Below are 15,921 nucleotides of genomic sequence, written 5' to 3'. Positions count from 1 at the left end.
CCGGGGGTGTGCAATGTTGCGGGTTACGTGAGGGTCACTCACGTACGCTCCAGGATCGCCGTCACCCCCTGGCCGCCCGCCGCGCAGATCGAGATCAGTCCGCGCGCGGGGGCGTCCCGCTCGGCGAGGAGTTTCGCCAGGGTGGCCACGATGCGGGCGCCGGTGGCGGCGAAGGGGTGGCCGGTGGCCAGGGACGAGCCCGCCACGTTCAGCCGGGCGCGGTCGACGGGCGCGAGACCGCGCTTCTCCCAGGCGGCCAGCGTGGCCAGCACCTGGGAGGCGAACGCCTCGTGGACCTCGATCAGGTCGAAGTCCGCCATGCCGAGACCGGCCCGCTCCAGCATGCGCGGGACCGCGTGGGCGGGTGCCATCAGCAGGCCGTCCTCGCCGTCGGCGACGTCCCCGTGCACGAAGTCCACGGCGGCCGTCTCGTACGCGGTCAGGTAGGCCAGCGGCTCCAGGCCCCGCTCCGCCGCCCACTCCTCGCTCGCCAGCAGCACCAGCGCGGCACCGTCCGTGAGCGGGGTCGAATTGCCCGCCGTCATGGTCGGGTCGGGGCCGTCGAGGCCGAACACCGGCTTCAGCGCGGCGAGTTTCTCCACCGTCGAGCCGGGGCGCAGGTTCTGGTCGCGGGCCAGGCCCCGGAAGGGCACCACCAGGTCCTGGAACAGACCGCGTTCGTACGCCGCCGCCAGCCGCTGGTGACTGGTGGCCGCCAGTTCGTCCTGGTCCTCGCGGGTGACGCCCCAGGCGCGTGCGGTGACCGCGGCGTGCTCGCCCATGGACAGGCCCGTGCGCGGTTCGGCGTTGCGCGGGATGTCGGGGACGAGATGGCCGGGGCGCACCTTCGCCAGGGCCTTCAGCCGGCCGCCGGGCGTCTTCGCGCGCCGCGCCTCCAACAGCACCTTGCGCAGGGTGTCGTTGACGCCGAGGGGCGCGTCGCTCGCGGTGTCGGCGCCGCCGGCGATCGCGGCCTCCGTCTGGCCGAGGGCGATCTTGTTGGCGGCGGCGACGACCGCCTGGAGCCCGGTGCCGCAGGCCTGCTGGATGTCGTAGGCGGGGGTGCGGGCGTCGAGCGCCGAGCCGAGGACGGTCTCGCGGGCGAGGTTGAAGTCACGGCTGTGCTTGAGGACCGCCCCGGCGACCAGTTCCCCCACCGCGCCGGGGCCCTGCAGCCCGTACCGCTCGACGAGTCCGTCCAGCGCGGCGGTGAGCATCTCCTGGTTGGAGGCGGTGGCGTAGGGGCCGTCGGAGCGGGCGAAGGGGACGCGGCTGCCGCCGACGACCGCGACGCGCCGGACGGCGGCCGGCCCCGGGGGGTTCGGCTTGAGGGTGCTCATCTCGACCTGCTCCTCACTGTGACATACCCTTACCTTCGGTAACCTTACTCCAGAGTAAGCAAGGCGAGACCACACCGGGAGTCCCCCATGGCCGACCGCTATCTGAGCTTCACCGGCACCGCGCCCGGCCGCTTCCTCACGCGCCGCCTGGGACTCCCCCGGCCGGCGCCGCTGCGGCGCTGGTCACCGGAGCGGCCGGACCTGGACGGCGGCCTGCTCCACCTCACGGCCGGCACGTCCGGCCTCGACCTCGCACCCGTCCTCGCCCGCACCGGACCCGCCCCGGACGACGCCACGGGACGGCCCGCCGCCGTCGTCCTGGACGCCACCGGCGTACGGGACGTCGAAGGGCTCGCCGAGGTGCACGCGGCCCTGCACCCCGTCGTACGGTCGGTCGCCGCGAGCGGCCGGATCGTGGTGCTCGGCGCCCCGCTCGACCCCGCCGACCACCACCAGGCCGCCGCCCAGCAGGCGTTGGAGGGCTTCACCCGCTCCCTCGGCAAGGAGACCGGCCGGGGTATCACCGTGAACCTGGTCCGCCTCACCGACGCCCCCTCCGCCGAGTCCACCCTCCGCTTCCTGCTCTCCCCCAGATCGGCCTACGTCAGCGGCCAGGTGATCGGCGTCGGAGCGCACGAGTCCCCCGCCCCGTACGACGTGGACCGTCCCCTGTCCGGCCGTACCGCCCTGGTGACCGGCGCCGCGCGCGGCATCGGCGAGGCGGTCGCCGAGACGCTGGCGCGGGACGGCGCCAAGGTGGTCGTCCTCGACGTACCGGGGGCCGAGGCGGACGCCCGGCGCGTCGCCGAGCGGCTCGGCGGGAGGGCGCTCCCCCTCGACATCACCGCCGCCGACGCGGGCGCCCGCATCGCCGAAGCCCTCCCCGACGGCCTCGACGTCCTCGTCCACAACGCGGGCATCACCCGTGACCGGCGACTGGTCAACATGCCGGCCGAGCGCTGGAGTCCGGTGCTGGAGGTGAACCTGGCGAGCGTGCTGCGCACGACCGACGCGCTGCTCGCCGCCGGCACCCTGAAGCGCGGTGGACGGATCGTCGCCACGGCGTCCATCGCGGGGATCGCCGGGAACGCCGGCCAGACCAACTACGGGGCGAGCAAGGCGGGCATCACCGGCCTGGTCCGCGCCCTCGCGCCGCACGCGCTCGACGGGCACGGGGTGACGGTGAACGCCGTGGCGCCCGGCTTCATCGAGACGAAGATGACGGCGGCCGTCCCGCTGTTCCTCCGGGAGGCGGGCCGCCGGATGAACTCCCTCGCCCAGGGCGGCCTGCCCGTCGACGTCGCCGAGACCACCGCCTGGCTCGCCCACCCGGCCTCCGGCGCGGTGAACGGGCAGGTCGTACGGGTCTGCGGCCAGAGCCTGCTGGGGGCGTGAGCGTTTCATGACGTCCGCACCGACCGTCGTCCTCCCGCACTCCCCCGCCCTCCCTCCGCTCCTCGCCCGCGGCGCCCTGCTCTCGCCCTTCAAGCGCCCCCGCCCCGAAGCCGCCCACCCCCGCACCCGGCTGGTGCTGCCCGCCCTGCGCGTCGACACCGCCCGGCTCGCCGCGTACGAGCGGGTGTGCGGCTTCCCGACCGGCTCCCCGACCGGCGAGGCCGCGCTGCCGGTGACGTATCCGCACGTGCTGGGCTTCCCGCTCGCCATGCGGCTGATGAGCGGGCCGGACTTCCCGCTCCCGCTCCTCGGCCTGGTCCACACGTCGATACGGATCACCCGGCACCGGGCGACACCGGCCACGGGCGCGTACGGACTGACGGTGTACGTCGACGGACTGGCCCCGCACCGACGCGGCACCCAGGCCGCCGTGGTCACCGAGATGCGGGACGGCGGGGACGTCGTGTGGGAGTCGCGGAGCACGTATCTGGCCCGCCACCGGACCGCCTCCGGACGGCGGAAGGACCAGGAGGAAGAACGCGAGCCCCTGCCCGCCGTCGCCGAGTGGCGGCTGGCCGGGGACGTCGGACGGCGCTACGGTGCCGCGTCCGGCGACCGCAACCCGATCCACCTGCACCCGCTCACCGCCCGGCTCTTCGGCTTCCCCCGCGCCATCGCGCACGGCATGTGGACCGTGGCCCGCTGCCTCGCCGCCCACGGCACCCCGGACGCGGCGGAGGTCCGCGCGGACTTCCGGGCGCCGGTGCCGCTGCCGGGGACGGTGACGTACGCGGCGGAGGGCGGACGCTTCGAACTGCGCGGCGACGGCGACCGGGTCCACGTGACCGGGGAGGTCAGCCCCGTCTGAGCCCCGTCAGGCACCGCTGTCGTCGTCCGGCGGGGTCCAGCGGCGGCCGGCCATCAGGTCGCCGAGGCCCGCCCAGGCGAAGTTCATCAGGGTCCCCGCCGACTGCCGGGCCGTGACACCGGGGGTGGCGTTGGCCCAGTCCGCGAGGGACTCGGCGGCGCCGACCAGGGCTTCCGCGAGCCCGGAGACCTCGCGTTCGGGGAGGTCGGGGTCGCGGTGGGCGTCGCGGGCGGCGACGAGGATGAGCTGCGTCACGAACGCCACGATCTCCGCGCGCATCGCGGCGACCTCGGCGGCGAACACCTCACCGTGGGTGCGGGCCTGGAGGTGCAGCACCGCCCAGCCGTCCGGATGCCGGGCGGTGTGCGTGAAGAACGCCGTCAGACCCGCCCAGAGCTGCCGGTCGGCCGGCAGCTCCGGGCGGGCACCGGCGCGCACGGCCTCGACGAGGGCCTTCGCCTCACGCCGGATGCACGCGGTGAACAGGTCTTCCTTGGAGTTCAGGTACAGGTACACCAACGGCTTGGACACACCCGCCAGTTCGGCGATCTCGTCCATCGACACGGCCATGTAACCCCGTTGACCGAAGGTCCGTACGGCGGCGTCCAGCATCTGCTGTTCACGGACCGCACGCGGCATCCGCTTCGTCTTCACGGCACCCATGGGACACAGCGTACGGTCCGTCTCCTGGCGCGGGTCCCGGCCGCCGTCGCTCCCCGGCCCCGCCAGGTCGCCGAGGACGGGCCGTTCGCCCGCCGTCAGCCGCGGCAGCAGCCGCGCGGTGAACAGCGTGGACAGCGCCGAGGTGCCGGTGCCGCCGTCGGTGCGGACCACCACCGGCTGCGGGACCTTCCCGGCCGGCCCGGCACCCACCCTCCAGGCGCCTGCGGGCCAGTTCGTCCTGGGCCGCCGTGCGCGGATCGGTGCCGGACGCGACCGCCTCGGCGACGTTGCGCGGACTCTGCGCCCGCGTGCGTGCCACGGTCTCCCCCTTCGCGTGTGGTGCTGATCCCTGCCGGATCATCGCTGTGGACCACGTGCGTCATGTGAGGCACGTGGTCCAGGTGATTCCACACCACCGGGCGGACAGGGATAAGGGGCGCTCCCAGCAACGGTCACCTGTCGGTGGTTGCCGGGAAGCGCCCCTCGTCCCGCAGGCCGGCCCCGGAGAGCCCGGGGCCGGCCTGCGGATGTCAGCCGCACAGGCAGGGGTCGGTCTCGTGGCCCAGGCCGATGACGTCGCGGTCACGCAGGGCGCCCGCGTACGCCTGGAGCTCGTCCACCTCGCCCTTCAGGTACTCGCCCCAGCCGTCGGCCGTGCGGGCACGGCCCACCTGGAGCGGGCCGGTGCTCGTCCAGCCGTCGCGGAGGTGGGCGGTGGCCCCGGTGTTCGTGTAGCCGTCGGCGTACAGCTTGACCGTGTCGGTCGCGTCGTCGTAGACGACGGTCAGCTGCGTGCCGTGGCCGCTGCTGCCGTCCGGCCTCGTGACCTGCGAGACGACCTTCTCCGGCGCGCCCGCCTCATCGCGTTCCGGCATGACCAGCTGCCAGGCGAACGCCGACGGGTCGTAGCGCAGCTTGAACGCGTCGGTGTGCTCGCCGGCCTGTGAGAGGACCGTCATCGGCCGGGTGGCTTCGGCCTCCTCGATCCTGGCGACGACTCCGAGGGTGAAGCTGTCACCGGTGTCCACCACGGGGGTGTCGAGGACCGCGTGACCGCCTTCGCCGTCCAGCGCCAAGTGCCCCTCGCCGACCAGCGGGTACGGCTTCCACGGGCAGTCGGGGTCGAGGTCGGGGATGCAGGAGTCGTCCGGACCGCGGTAGATCGACGCGCCCGCTGCGAGCCGCAGAGGCGAACTCCCCTTGTTCTCGGGCGTGCTGCCGTCGTCGGCCGTGCTGAACGACCAGTGGCCGAGCAGGTTCGGCTTGCGGTGGGCCAGCTCGGTCACCTCCTTCGGGACGACGAGACGGTCGTACGCCCGGACGTCGCCGATGTCACCGTGCCAGCGCTGCCGGTAGCCGTTCTTGCCACGGATCCGGCCGATCTGGAACGCGCCGTCCGCCCTGACCGGAGCGGCCTCGGCCTTGGTGCCGACCTCGTGGCCGTTGACGAAGAGCTGGGCGTAACCGGTCTCGGTGTCGTAGACGCCGAGGAGGTAGGCCCATTCGCCGGCCTCCGGGGCGCCGCCGGTGACCTTCGCGTCGCCGAGGGTGAAGGACCAGGAGGCGGTCGCGTCCCGCGGGGCCTCCAGGGCCAGGGCGTAGGCCGTGCCGGACGCGGTGTCCTGGCTCAGCACGGTCATGCGGCGGTCGTCCTCCGCCGGGCGCACCCAGGCGCCGACGGCGAAGGTCCTGCCGCTGTCGACGGCCGGGGCGTCCGTGGTGAGGAAGCCGTGACGGCTGCCGTCGAGGGTGGCCGTGGAGGTGAGCGGGGTGCCCGGGGGCACGGGACCGCCGAAGGTCACACCGCGTCCCGCCCGGGCCGCCTCGCCCGCCTCGGCGGCCGCCGTGGTGGAGCCCGCCTCGTCACCGAGCTTCCAGCGGGAGACGGGCGCGCTCGCCGCCTTCGGGTAGAACGTGTAGTCGGTGCGCCCGCTCATCCGGCCGGAACGGTCGCGGGCCTCGACGCTGAGACGCTGCGGGGCGTTGCTCAGCGGGGCGAAGCGGACGGTGGCCGGGCCGCCGAGCTCGGCGGGGCGGACGGTGCGCTGCGGACCGCCGAGGAAGGTGTACCGGTACTCGACGACGTCCGCCGAGGGGGAGTCCATGGTGAAGCCGCCGTAGACGCCGACCCCGCCGGCCCACCACGTCTCCTCCGGGTACTCCGGTGAGCTCACGACGGGAGCGGCCGGGCTCTCGTCGTCGTGGACGAACCGGCACGCGGCACCGGGCGCCTCCGAACTCCAGGAGGAGCTCGCCGTACCGTCGTTGGCCCGGACGTGCCAGGAGATGACCGTGTCGGACGGGATGTCGGACGGCACGGTGATGCGGTGGACCCGGTCCACGTAGGTCGGCTGGGTGGTGAAGGAGCGGCGCTGTTCAGTGCCGTTCGAGTCCGACCACCAGATCTCGAACTCGGCGGTGACGTACTCCGGGTATCCGATGCGGTCGTCCTCGGCCGGATCGGTCAGCCGGGCCGTGAGGACCGGAGGGCTTCCGACATAGGCCGGCTCGTCGCCCGACGCGCAGTCCTTGAACTCGGTCTGCAGGTCCTGGACGGCGGGCGGCAGATTCGCCTGCTCCGCCGCGTACGCGGTGCCGGGCGTGACCACCCCCGCCACTACTGCCGCAAGGCAACTGCCCAGCAGTAAACCTCTCTTGCCCCATCTCTCCGACATGAACGAATGCCCCTCCCCGGATCACGCCCGATCTTCGAACAGTCGAGCGACAGGAGGCTAACAGCGACCACCGGCATCGGCGATCAAGTTTTCCGACGGGTCGCCGGGAACGGTGCCGTGCGGAGAGGAGACCGCCGAGGCACGAGAGGAGACGGGTGGGTGAGGTCCCCGGGTCCGCCTGTTCGCGATCCCGGGGACGGGGACGGTCAGGCCGCCGCGGGGACCCGCTGGGGCTCGTCCGTCGGGGTCTCGTCGACCGGGTTCTCGTCGACCGGCGAGGCGTGGACCGAGTCGTACGCCTTCCGGTCGAGCAGTCCCTCACGGGCGGAGACGATGACCGGAATCAGGGCTTGGCCCGCGACGTTCGTCGCCGTGCGGATCATGTCCAGGATCGGGTCGATGGCGAGGAGCAGGCCCACGCCCTCCATGGGCAGGCCCAGGGTGGAGAGGGTGAGGGTGAGCATGACCGTCGCGCCGGTGAGGCCGGCCGTGGCGGCGGAGCCCACCACCGAGACGAACGCGATCAGCAGGTAGTCGCCGACGCCGAGCTGGATGTCGAAGATCTGGGCGACGAAGATCGCGGCGATGGCCGGGTAGATCGCGGCGCAGCCGTCCATTTTCGTTGTAGCCCCGAACGGGACGGCGAAGCTCGCGTACTCCTTCGGTACGCCCAGGCGCTCGGTGACCTTCTGCGTCAGCGGCATGGTGCCGACGGAGGAGCGGGAGACGAACGCCAGCTGGATCGCGGGCCAGGCGCCCTTGAAGAACTGCACCGGGTTGGCCTTGGCGACGGTCGCCAGCAGCGCCGGGTAGACGCCGAAGAGGACGAGCGCGCAGCCGACGTAGATGTCGGCGGTGAAGGTGGCGTACTTGCCGATCAGGTCCCAGCCGTAGGTGGCGATGGCGTTGCCGATGAGGCCGACGGTGCCGAGCGGGGCGAGCCGGATGACCCACCACAGGGCCTTCTGGAGGAGTTCGAGGACGGATTCGCTCAGGGTGAGGATCGGCTGGGCCTTCTCGCCGAGCTGGAGGGCGGCGATACCGGCGACGGCGGCCATGAAGACGATCTGGAGCACGTTCAGCTCGGTGAACGGCGTGATGACGTCGGTCGGCACGATGCCGGTCAGGAAGTCGATCCAGGAACCGGTGTGCTCCGGCTCGGCGCCGTCCGCCGGGGTGAGGCCGGTGCCGGCACCCGGGTTGGTGACCAGGCCGATGACCAGGCCGATCGCCACCGCGATCAGCGAGGTGATCATGAACCAGAGGAGGGTGCGCGAGGCCAGCCGGGCCGCGTTGTTGACCTTCCGCAGGTTGGTGATGGAGACCAGGATCGCGAAGAAGACGAGCGGGGCGACGGCCAGCTTCAGCAGGCCGATGAAGGTGCCGCCGACCTTCTCCAGGGTGGTGACCAGCCAGGAGACGTCCTGGCTGCGGGCGAGCCAGCCGAGCAGGACGCCCAGGACCAGGCCGGCGAGTATCTGGGCCCAGAAGGGCGCGCGTATGGGCAGCTTGGACTGCGTGTTCGTGGACACGGACATGCTCCGGTGAGGGGGGACGCGTAAGGAAGGTGACGTGGTACGGGGAACGCGGGTGGCGGCGGAACGTCAGGGACGACAGTTCGCTGCGGTGACCCGGCAGAGGTCCACGTGCAGGCGCGCCACGAGCGGAACACTCCGGGGCGTGGGGAACACGGCTGCTGACTTCACCCGAAGACCGTAACACCTGAGCTTTGAGATCCTCAAAGCCTTGCTTTGAGAGGTGGGAAGCCGAAGGTGCCCATACAACGCAAAGCACCCCGGTTTCCAGGGACGTTCGGAAACCGGGGCGCCCGAGTGCGGTGCGCGGATGTGACGGACGTTACGAGGTCTGGCCCTGCGCCTGCCCCTGCGTGCGGGCGGCCTCGTCGGCCGTGTCCTCCATGTTGCGGTTGGCCTCCAGGTTGGCCTTGGCCCGGTCCACCCGCCGCACGATCCGCTCGGAGGCCCGGTCCCGCTCCTTGCGGAGTACGACGAAGCTGATCGGGGCCGAGACCAGCAGCGCGAGCAGCACGACCCACAGGCCGTTGGAGTCGCCGAGGCCGCGCGGGGCGAGGCCGGAGTAGACGAGGCCCCAGACGACCACGAGGCAGCCCACGAAGATCCCGAGGCGCATCAGCGTGTAGCGGAGCATCTCATCCACTCTTCCCTGCGTACGGTCAGAACGCCCCAAAGGGACAACGTCCAGTGAAGCACGACCGGGCGTGGATCTTTCAGCGGGGTACGGGGCTCAGGTCAGCGGCAGCAGCATGACGACGTCGTCGCGGTCGTCGCCCGGGGCCACGCGGATGGCGTCCGGGACCCGGCCGACCTCCTTGTAGCCGCAGGAGGCGTAGAAGCGCTCCAGGCCGAGGCCGCCGCGGCAGGTGAGCCGTATCGCCTCGATGCCGTCGACGGTGCGGGCGGACCGCTCGGCGGCGGCGAGCAGGTCGCGGCCGTAGCCCTTGCCCTGGTGGCGGGGGTGGACCATCACCGTGTAGAGCCAGAGCCAGTGGGTCATCAGGTGGTGGGTGTTGAAGGTGAGGAACGCCGTCGCGGCCACCCTGCCCTGCTCGTCGTGCCCGACGAGCAGGCGGGAGCGTTCCTCCGCCATCGACACGAGCTGGCGCACCAGGCCGGGGCGGATGTCCTCACGGGTCACGGGCGGTACGAAGCCGACCGCCCCGCCGGCGTTGGTGACGTCGGTCCACAGGTCGAGGATGCCGTCGCGGAGTTCGGGGGTGACGACGGGGTCGAACGTGAAGGTAAGGGGCATGCGGCGATACTAACCATTACCCCAGGGCTTGTGCGGCGACTTTCAGGTCGGACACCAGTCCGCGGTACGCCGTCTCCCTGTCGTCCGCCCGCAGCACCGCCGAGGGATGGACCGTGGGCACCAGCCGCTCGGGGCGCCCGTGGATCTCCTCCTCCAGCACCGTGCCGCGCACCCGGGTGACCCGGAACGAGGAGCCGAGCAGCGCCTTTCCGGCGGTGGCGCCCAGTACGACGACGAGCTCCGGCTCGACGAGGGCCAGCTCGGCGGCGAGCCAGGGGCCGCAGGCGGTCGCCTCGCGCCGGGTGGGGGACTTGTGGATGCGGCGCTTGTGGGGGTCGGCCCGGGTGAACTTGAAGTGTTTGACGGCGTTGGTGAGGTACGCGTCCGCCGGGTTCAGGCCGGCTTCTTCGAGGGCCCGGTCGAGCAGTCTGCCCGCAGGGCCGACGAAGGGTTCGCCCTGGCGGTCCTCCTGGTCACCGGGCTGCTCGCCGACGAGCATGACGCGGGCGTGGGGGTTTCCGGTGCCGAACACTGTTCGCGTGGCGTCCCTGTGCAGGGGGCAGCCCCGGCAGTCGGCGGCTGCCTTGCGCAGGGCGGTGAGACCGCCCCGCGCGGGCACGAAGGGTTCCGCCGTGTAGGCGTCCTCGGAGGCCATGGGGGCCGGGTACCCGCCGTGGGGGTTCGGACTCGTTGTCCAGTGCGGCTGAGTGGGGGCTGGTCGCGCCCACGCGGCGGAGCCGCAGATCGATACAGCTCCGCGCCCCCGGGGGACTTGCGAGGTGCCGAGTCGGGTGGTGGGTGGGCGCAGGGCGGGGGTCCAGGGGGCGGGAGCCCCCTGGCGGGGTCGAAGGGGCGGAGCCCCTTCACCTCACACGCGCATCGGCTGGGGGGACTCCCGACGCGCCGGGTCGGGACCGTCGTACTCCCGGATCACCTCGTACCGGGTGTTCCGTTCCACCGGCCGGAACCCCGCGTCGCGGATGAGGTCCAGCAGGTCCTCACGGGTGAGCTTGTTCGGCGTACCGAAATCGTCCGCGTCGTGCGTGATCTTGTACTCGACCACCGACCCGTCCATGTCGTCCGCCCCGTGCTGCAGCGCGAGCTGCGCCGTCTGCACGCCGTGCATCACCCAGAACACCTTGACGTGCGGCACGTTGTCGAACAGCAGCCGCGACACCGCGAACGTCTTCAGCGCCTCCGCCCCGGTCGCCATCTGCGTCCGCGCCTGGAGCCGGTTGCGTACCTTGCCGTCCTTCATGTCCACGAAGTCGTGCTGGTAGCGCAGCGGGATGAAGACCTGGAAACCGCCGGTCTCGTCCTGGAGTTCACGCAGCCGCAGCACGTGGTCCACGCGGTGGCGGGGCTCCTCGATGTGGCCGTACAGCATGGTGCACGGGGTCTTGAGCCCCTTCTCGTGCGCCAGCCGGTGGATCCTCGACCAGTCCTCCCAGTGGGTCCGGTGGTCGACGATGTGCTGCCGCACCTCCCAGTCGAAGATCTCGGCGCCACCGCCGGTCAGCGACTCGAGGCCCGCGTCGATCAGCTCGTCGAGGATCTCGGAGGCGGACATCCCGGAGATGGTCTCGAAGTGGTGGATCTCGGTGGCGGTGAAGGCCTTCAGCGAGACGTCCGGCAGCGCGGCCTTCAACTCCCTGAGCGAGCGCGGGTAGTAGCGCCACGGCAGATTGGGGTGCAGCCCGTTGACGATGTGCAGCTCGGTGAGGTTCTCCCCCTCCATCGCCTTGGCGAGCTTCACCGCCTCCTCGATGCGCATCGTGTACGCGTCCTTCTCCCCCGGCTTGCGCTGGAAGGAGCAGTACGCGCAGGAGGCGGTGCACACGTTGGTCATGTTGAGGTGGCGGTTGACGTTGAAGTGCACGACGTCGCCGTTCAGCCGCGTCCGCACCTCGTGCGCCAGCCCGCCCAGCCAGGCCAGGTCGTCCGACTCGTACAGCGCGATGCCGTCCTCACGGGTCAGGCGTTCGCCCGCCCCGACCTTCTCCTCCAGCTCGCGCTTGAGCCCGACGTCCATGCCGATTCCTCTTTTCCTCTTCAGACAGACCCGGTCAACCGTACTCCCCCGCCCTTCGGGCGGGGGGACCCCCGAACGGCGCTCCGCGCCCCGGTCACTCCATCTCCTCCGGCAGCTCACCGACGCGGTTCTCCCACTTGGTGGAGAGCACGATGGTCGTACGGGTCCGGGAGACGCCCTTGGTGCCGGACAGCCGGCGGATGATCTTCTCCAGGCCGTCCACGTCGGTCGCCCGCACCTTGAGCATGAAGGAGTCGTCGCCGGCGATGAACCAGCAGTCCTCGATCTCCTTCAGGTCCTTCAGCCGCTGCGCCACGTCCTCGTGGTCGGCGGCGTCGGAGAGCGAGATGCCGATCAGGGCGGTCACGCCGAGGCCGAGCGAGGCGGCGTCCACGGTGGCGCGGTAGCCGGTGATGACACCGGCCGCCTCCAGCCGGTTGATGCGGTCGGTGACGCTGGGGCCCGACAGTCCGACGAGGCGCCCCAGCTCCGCGTAGGAGGCCCGGCCGTTCTCTCTCAGGGCCTGGATGAGCTGCCTGTCCACCGCGTCCATCGAATCGAAGCCTTCCACTGGAACCGAAGAGGTCTGAAAGTTCTGCACGTGCCGGGGTGTTGCGCGAAGTGCTCAGTCCGTGCGGGCTCCGCCGCCGAGTTCGCCCTTCCAGCGGCGGTAGAGCCGGTGCTCGACACCCGCCGCGTCGAGCACGCGTCCGGCGACGAAGTCCACCAGGTCCTGGATGTGCGTCGCGCCCGCGTAGAAGGCCGGCGAGGCGGGCACCACGGTCGCGCCCGCGTCGTCCAGCGTCACCAGGTGCCGCAGCGTCTGGCCGTTCAGCGGGGTCTCCCGTACGGCCACGATCAGCGTGCGTCCCTCCTTCAGGGTGACGCTCGCCGCCCGCTGCAGCAGGTCCTTGGACAGCCCGAGCGCCACCCCGGCCACACAGGCCGTGGAGGCGGGCACGATCAGCATGCCCTTGCTCGGATACGACCCCGAGGACGGCCCGGCCGCGAGGTCACCGGCGGCCCAGTGCCGTACGCCGTCGAGGTCGACGGTGAACGTGTCCGGCTTGCCGTCCGCCCCCCGGGACAGCCATTCCCGCAGGTCGTCCCGCCAGTGGGCGTCCCGGAAGGCGATGCCGGTCTCGTCCAGCAGGGTGAGCCGGGAGGCCCGGCTGACCACGAGGTCGACACTCTCGCCCGCCGCCAGAAGCGCACGCAGCACAGCGGCTGCGTAGGGCGTCCCGGACGCCCCTGACACCCCCACGATCCAAGGCCTGCGCCGCGTTTCTCCTGCGTTCACATCTTGAGCCTACCGGCGGGCGGCAGGCGTCCGTTCTCAGGACCGGCCGAAGGCCTTCGGGCACCCGTCCCGGCACCATGATGGGAGCGTTTCTCCAGGAGTGACGCCGCTCATGCGGTGCTTCGCCTGGAGAAACGCTCCCATAACCGGACGATGACGGGAAGCACCCACAGCATCGGCTGCCGGGCCGTGGGCGGCTAGAGTGCGGAGGCGACGCGGGATGAGGGGGACACGGTGGCCAAGGTCAATATCAGTCTCGACGCCGAACTCGTGGTGGAGGTGATGGTCCTGGCGGGGGTCGGCTCGCCCCAGGACGCGATCGAGGTGGTCGTACGCGACTACATCGCCCGCGGCCACCGCACGGAGGCCCGCACCGAACCCAGGGACCAGGGCCTGCGCGAGGTCGACGCCAAGCCGCAGGAGCCCCAGGGCTGAGTCCCCGGCCGCACGTCGGCGCTCTACACGGTCAGGCCCCGCACCAGCAGATCCAGCAGCGCGCACACGAACAACGCGATGCCGATGAAGCCGTTGACGCTGAAGAACGCCCGGTTCAGGCGGGTCAGGTCGTTCGGGCGGACGATCGTGTGCTCGTAGACGAAGGCCCCGGCCACGATCAGCAGGCCGAGCCAGAAGAACGCGCCGGCGTCGGTGAGGAGCGCGTACCAGACGAAGAGGGCCGTCGTGACGGTGTGGCAGGCGCGGGCGCCCCGGATCGCGGCGGGGACGCCGAAGCGGGCCGGGACCGACTTCACGCCGATCTCGCGGTCGGTGTCGACGTCCTGGCAGGCGTAGATCAGGTCGAAGCCGCCGATCCAGACGCCGACCGCGAGGCCGAGGACGACCGCGTCCCAGGACCACGACCCGGTGATCGCCAGCCAGCCGCCGACCGGTCCCATGGCCTGCGCGAGCCCGAGGATGGCCTGCGGGAAGTCGGTGAACCGCTTGCCGTACGGATACACCACCATCGGGATCACGGCGACCGGTGCGAGGGCGAGGCAGAGCGGGTTGAGCAGGGCCGCCGCGCCCAGGAAGACGACGAGGGCGACGAGCGCGCCGGTCCAGGCGTGCCTGACCGACATCGCGCCGGTGACCAGCTCGCGGTGGGCGGTGCGCGGGTTACGGGCGTCGATCTCGCGGTCGATGATCCGGTTGGCGGCCATGGCGAAGGTGCGCAGGCCGACCATGGCGACGGTGACCAGGAGCAGCCGGCCCCAGTGGATGTTCTCGTCCCACTCGTACATCGCGGTGAGGGCGGCGATGTAGGCGAAGGGGAGGGCGAAGACCGAGTGCTCGATCATCACCAGGCGCAGGAAGGCTTTCGTGCGTCCCGGCTGCTGCGGAAGCGCGGCGGAGGCCGAGGTCACAGTCCGTACTCCTTCCAGCGGCGGTCGACGAGCGCGGCCGTGTCCGGGTCGGACTCGACCATGTCGGGCCAGCCGCCGTCGCGCGTGTACCCCTCCTCGGGCCACTTCCTCGTCGCGTCGATGCCCGCCTTGCCGCCCCAGAACTGCTGGTACGAGGAGTGGTCGAGGTGGTCGACGGGACCTTCGACGACGGTGAGGTCACGGGCGTAGTCGGTGTTGCCGAGGGCCCGCCAGGACACCTCGTGCAGGTCGTGGACGTCGCAGTCGGAGTCGACGACCACGATCAGCTTGGTCAGCGACATCATGTGGGCGCCCCAGACGGCGTGCATGACCTTCTGCGCGTGCTTGGGGTACTTCTTGTCGATCGAGACGATCGCGCAGTTGTGGAAGCCGCCGGACTCGGGGAGGTGGTAGTCCACGATGTCCGGGACGATGATCTTGAGGAGGGGGAGGAAGAAGCGTTCCGTCGCCCGTCCCAGCGGTCCGTCCTCGGTCGGCGGGCGGCCGACGACGATCGACTGGAGCAGCGGGCGCTTCCGCATGGTCACGCAGTCGATCCTCAGTGCGGGGAACGGCTCCTGCGGGGTGTAGAACCCGGTGTGGTCGCCGAACGGCCCCTCGGGCAGCATCTCGCCGGGCTCCAGCCAGCCCTCGACGACGACCTCCGCCTGCGCCGGGACCTGGAGCGGAACGGTCTTGCAGTCGACCATCTCGATCCGCTTGCCCTGCACGAATCCGGCGAACAGGTACTCGTCGATGTCGCCGGGGAGCGGCGCGGTGGACGCGTACGTCACGGCGGGCGGGCAGCCGAAGGCGATCGCGACGGGCAGGCGCTCACCTCGCCGGGCGGCCACCTGGTAGTGGTTGCGGCTGTCCTTGTGGATCTGCCAGTGCATGCCGATGGTGCGCTTGTCGTGGCGCTGGAGGCGGTACAGGCCGAGGTTGCGGATGCCCGTCTCCGGGTCCTTGGTGTGGGTCAGTCCCAGGTTGAAGAAGGAGCCGCCGTCCTTGGGCCAGGTGAACAGCGCGGGGAGCCGGTCGAGGTCCACGTCGTCGCCGGTGAGCACGACCTCGTGCACGGGCGCGTCCTTCACCTTCCTCGGCGGTACGTGCGTCATCGCGCCGAGCTTCCCGAACGCCTCGCGCACCCCGACGAACCCGTGCGGCAGCTCGGGTTTCAGCAGCCCGCCGATCTTCTCGGAGATGTCCGCGTACGACTTCAGGCCGAGCGCCTTCAGCAGGCGGCGGTCGGTGCCGTACACGTTCATCGCGAGGGGCATGTCCGAGCCGCGCACGTTCTCGAAGAGCAGTGCGGGACCGCCGGCCTTCTGCACCCGGTCGACGATCTCACCGACCTCCAGATACGGGTCGACCTCGGCCTTGATGCGCTTGAGGTCACCCTCGCGCTCCAGCGCCCTGAGCAGGGAGCGAAGATCGTCGTAAGCCATGCGGTCAAGTATCCCCGAGCGGTTACGCTGGCCCTGTACCACCCAC

General features: G+C 71.5%; 16 protein-coding genes. 3 read left to right on the top strand and 13 right to left on the bottom strand.

The features are described 5' to 3' along the window. Window positions 1-38: 38 nt before the first annotated feature. Complete coding sequence (locus tag ACIA6T_RS00190; protein ID WP_399444325.1) at window positions 39-1,340, bottom strand: acetyl-CoA C-acetyltransferase; 1,302 nt, start codon at window positions 1,338-1,340, stop codon at window positions 39-41. 87 nt (window positions 1,341-1,427) lie between these two features. On the opposite strand from ACIA6T_RS00190, the gene ACIA6T_RS00185 reads away from it, so the two are divergent. Both ACIA6T_RS00185 and ACIA6T_RS00180 read left to right on the top strand, forming a co-directional pair. Next, complete coding sequence (locus tag ACIA6T_RS00185) at window positions 1,428-2,735, top strand: 3-oxoacyl-ACP reductase (protein ID WP_399444324.1); 1,308 nt, start codon at window positions 1,428-1,430, stop codon at window positions 2,733-2,735. 7 nt (window positions 2,736-2,742) lie between these two features. Next, window positions 2,743-3,603 (top strand): MaoC family dehydratase, encoded by an 861-nt coding sequence (locus tag ACIA6T_RS00180; RefSeq protein ID WP_399444323.1) that lies wholly within the window; start codon window positions 2,743-2,745, stop codon window positions 3,601-3,603. A gap of 6 nt (window positions 3,604-3,609) precedes the next feature. On the opposite strand, the gene ACIA6T_RS00175 is transcribed toward ACIA6T_RS00180, so the two are convergent. From ACIA6T_RS00175 to ACIA6T_RS00130, 10 genes are all read right to left on the bottom strand, one after another. Next, window positions 3,610-4,266 (bottom strand): TetR/AcrR family transcriptional regulator, encoded by a 657-nt coding sequence (locus ACIA6T_RS00175; protein ID WP_399444794.1) that lies wholly within the window; start codon window positions 4,264-4,266, stop codon window positions 3,610-3,612. A 530-nt stretch (window positions 4,267-4,796) separates the two neighbouring features. Further along, window positions 4,797-6,941, bottom strand: a complete 2,145-nt coding sequence (locus ACIA6T_RS00170) for a LamG domain-containing protein (RefSeq protein WP_399444322.1) — start codon at window positions 6,939-6,941, stop codon at window positions 4,797-4,799. A 206-nt stretch (window positions 6,942-7,147) separates the two neighbouring features. Then, a complete protein-coding gene (locus ACIA6T_RS00165) occupies window positions 7,148-8,479 on the bottom strand; it encodes a dicarboxylate/amino acid:cation symporter (protein ID WP_399444321.1) in 1,332 nt (443 codons plus the stop codon). 66 nt (window positions 8,480-8,545) lie between these two features. Next, window positions 8,546-8,632 carry a putative leader peptide gene (locus tag ACIA6T_RS00160; protein ID WP_311642580.1) on the bottom strand — a complete coding sequence of 29 codons (87 nt, stop codon included), beginning with the start codon at window positions 8,630-8,632 and terminating at the stop codon, window positions 8,546-8,548. 166 nt (window positions 8,633-8,798) lie between these two features. Beyond that, window positions 8,799-9,110, bottom strand: a complete 312-nt coding sequence (locus ACIA6T_RS00155; RefSeq protein ID WP_399444793.1) for a DUF4229 domain-containing protein — start codon at window positions 9,108-9,110, stop codon at window positions 8,799-8,801. Window positions 9,111-9,206: 96 nt separating this feature from the next. Further along, on the bottom strand, window positions 9,207-9,731 hold the full coding sequence (locus ACIA6T_RS00150; RefSeq protein WP_399444320.1) for a GNAT family N-acetyltransferase: 525 nt from the start codon (window positions 9,729-9,731) through the stop codon (window positions 9,207-9,209). Window positions 9,732-9,747: 16 nt separating this feature from the next. After that, entirely contained in the window at window positions 9,748-10,386 is a 639-nt protein-coding gene (locus ACIA6T_RS00145) for a UdgX family uracil-DNA binding protein (protein ID WP_399444319.1), read from the bottom strand. A 213-nt stretch (window positions 10,387-10,599) separates the two neighbouring features. After that, entirely contained in the window at window positions 10,600-11,763 is a 1,164-nt protein-coding gene (mqnE, locus tag ACIA6T_RS00140; protein ID WP_399444318.1) for an aminofutalosine synthase MqnE, read from the bottom strand. A 94-nt stretch (window positions 11,764-11,857) separates the two neighbouring features. After that, a complete protein-coding gene (locus ACIA6T_RS00135; RefSeq protein ID WP_399444317.1) occupies window positions 11,858-12,316 on the bottom strand; it encodes an Lrp/AsnC family transcriptional regulator in 459 nt (152 codons plus the stop codon). Between the two features lie 72 nt (window positions 12,317-12,388). Then, the gene (locus ACIA6T_RS00130) at window positions 12,389-13,063 is read right to left on the bottom strand and encodes a UbiX family flavin prenyltransferase (protein WP_399444316.1); all 675 of its coding nucleotides are present in this window, start codon (window positions 13,061-13,063) and stop codon (window positions 12,389-12,391) included. A 234-nt stretch (window positions 13,064-13,297) separates the two neighbouring features. Between ACIA6T_RS00130 and ACIA6T_RS00125 the strand changes: the two genes are divergently transcribed. Next, window positions 13,298-13,498: a type II toxin-antitoxin system VapB family antitoxin gene (locus ACIA6T_RS00125; protein WP_399444315.1), complete on the top strand. Its 201-nt coding sequence runs from the start codon at window positions 13,298-13,300 to the stop codon at window positions 13,496-13,498. A 23-nt stretch (window positions 13,499-13,521) separates the two neighbouring features. On the opposite strand, the gene mqnP is transcribed toward ACIA6T_RS00125, so the two are convergent. Both mqnP and ACIA6T_RS00115 read right to left on the bottom strand, forming a co-directional pair. Next, window positions 13,522-14,427 (bottom strand): menaquinone biosynthesis prenyltransferase MqnP, encoded by a 906-nt coding sequence (gene mqnP, locus ACIA6T_RS00120; RefSeq protein WP_399444314.1) that lies wholly within the window; start codon window positions 14,425-14,427, stop codon window positions 13,522-13,524. Next, entirely contained in the window at window positions 14,424-15,875 is a 1,452-nt protein-coding gene (locus ACIA6T_RS00115) for a menaquinone biosynthesis decarboxylase (RefSeq protein WP_399444313.1), read from the bottom strand. Before ACIA6T_RS00115 ends, mqnP begins: the two co-directional genes overlap by 4 nt. Window positions 15,876-15,921 lie beyond the last annotated feature (46 nt).

The sequence above is a fragment of the Streptomyces sp. NPDC051740 genome, from assembly GCF_044453165.1.
Lineage (GTDB): Bacteria > Actinomycetota > Actinomycetes > Streptomycetales > Streptomycetaceae > Streptomyces > Streptomyces atrovirens.
This window is presented reverse-complemented; position numbering and strand designations above follow the sequence as displayed.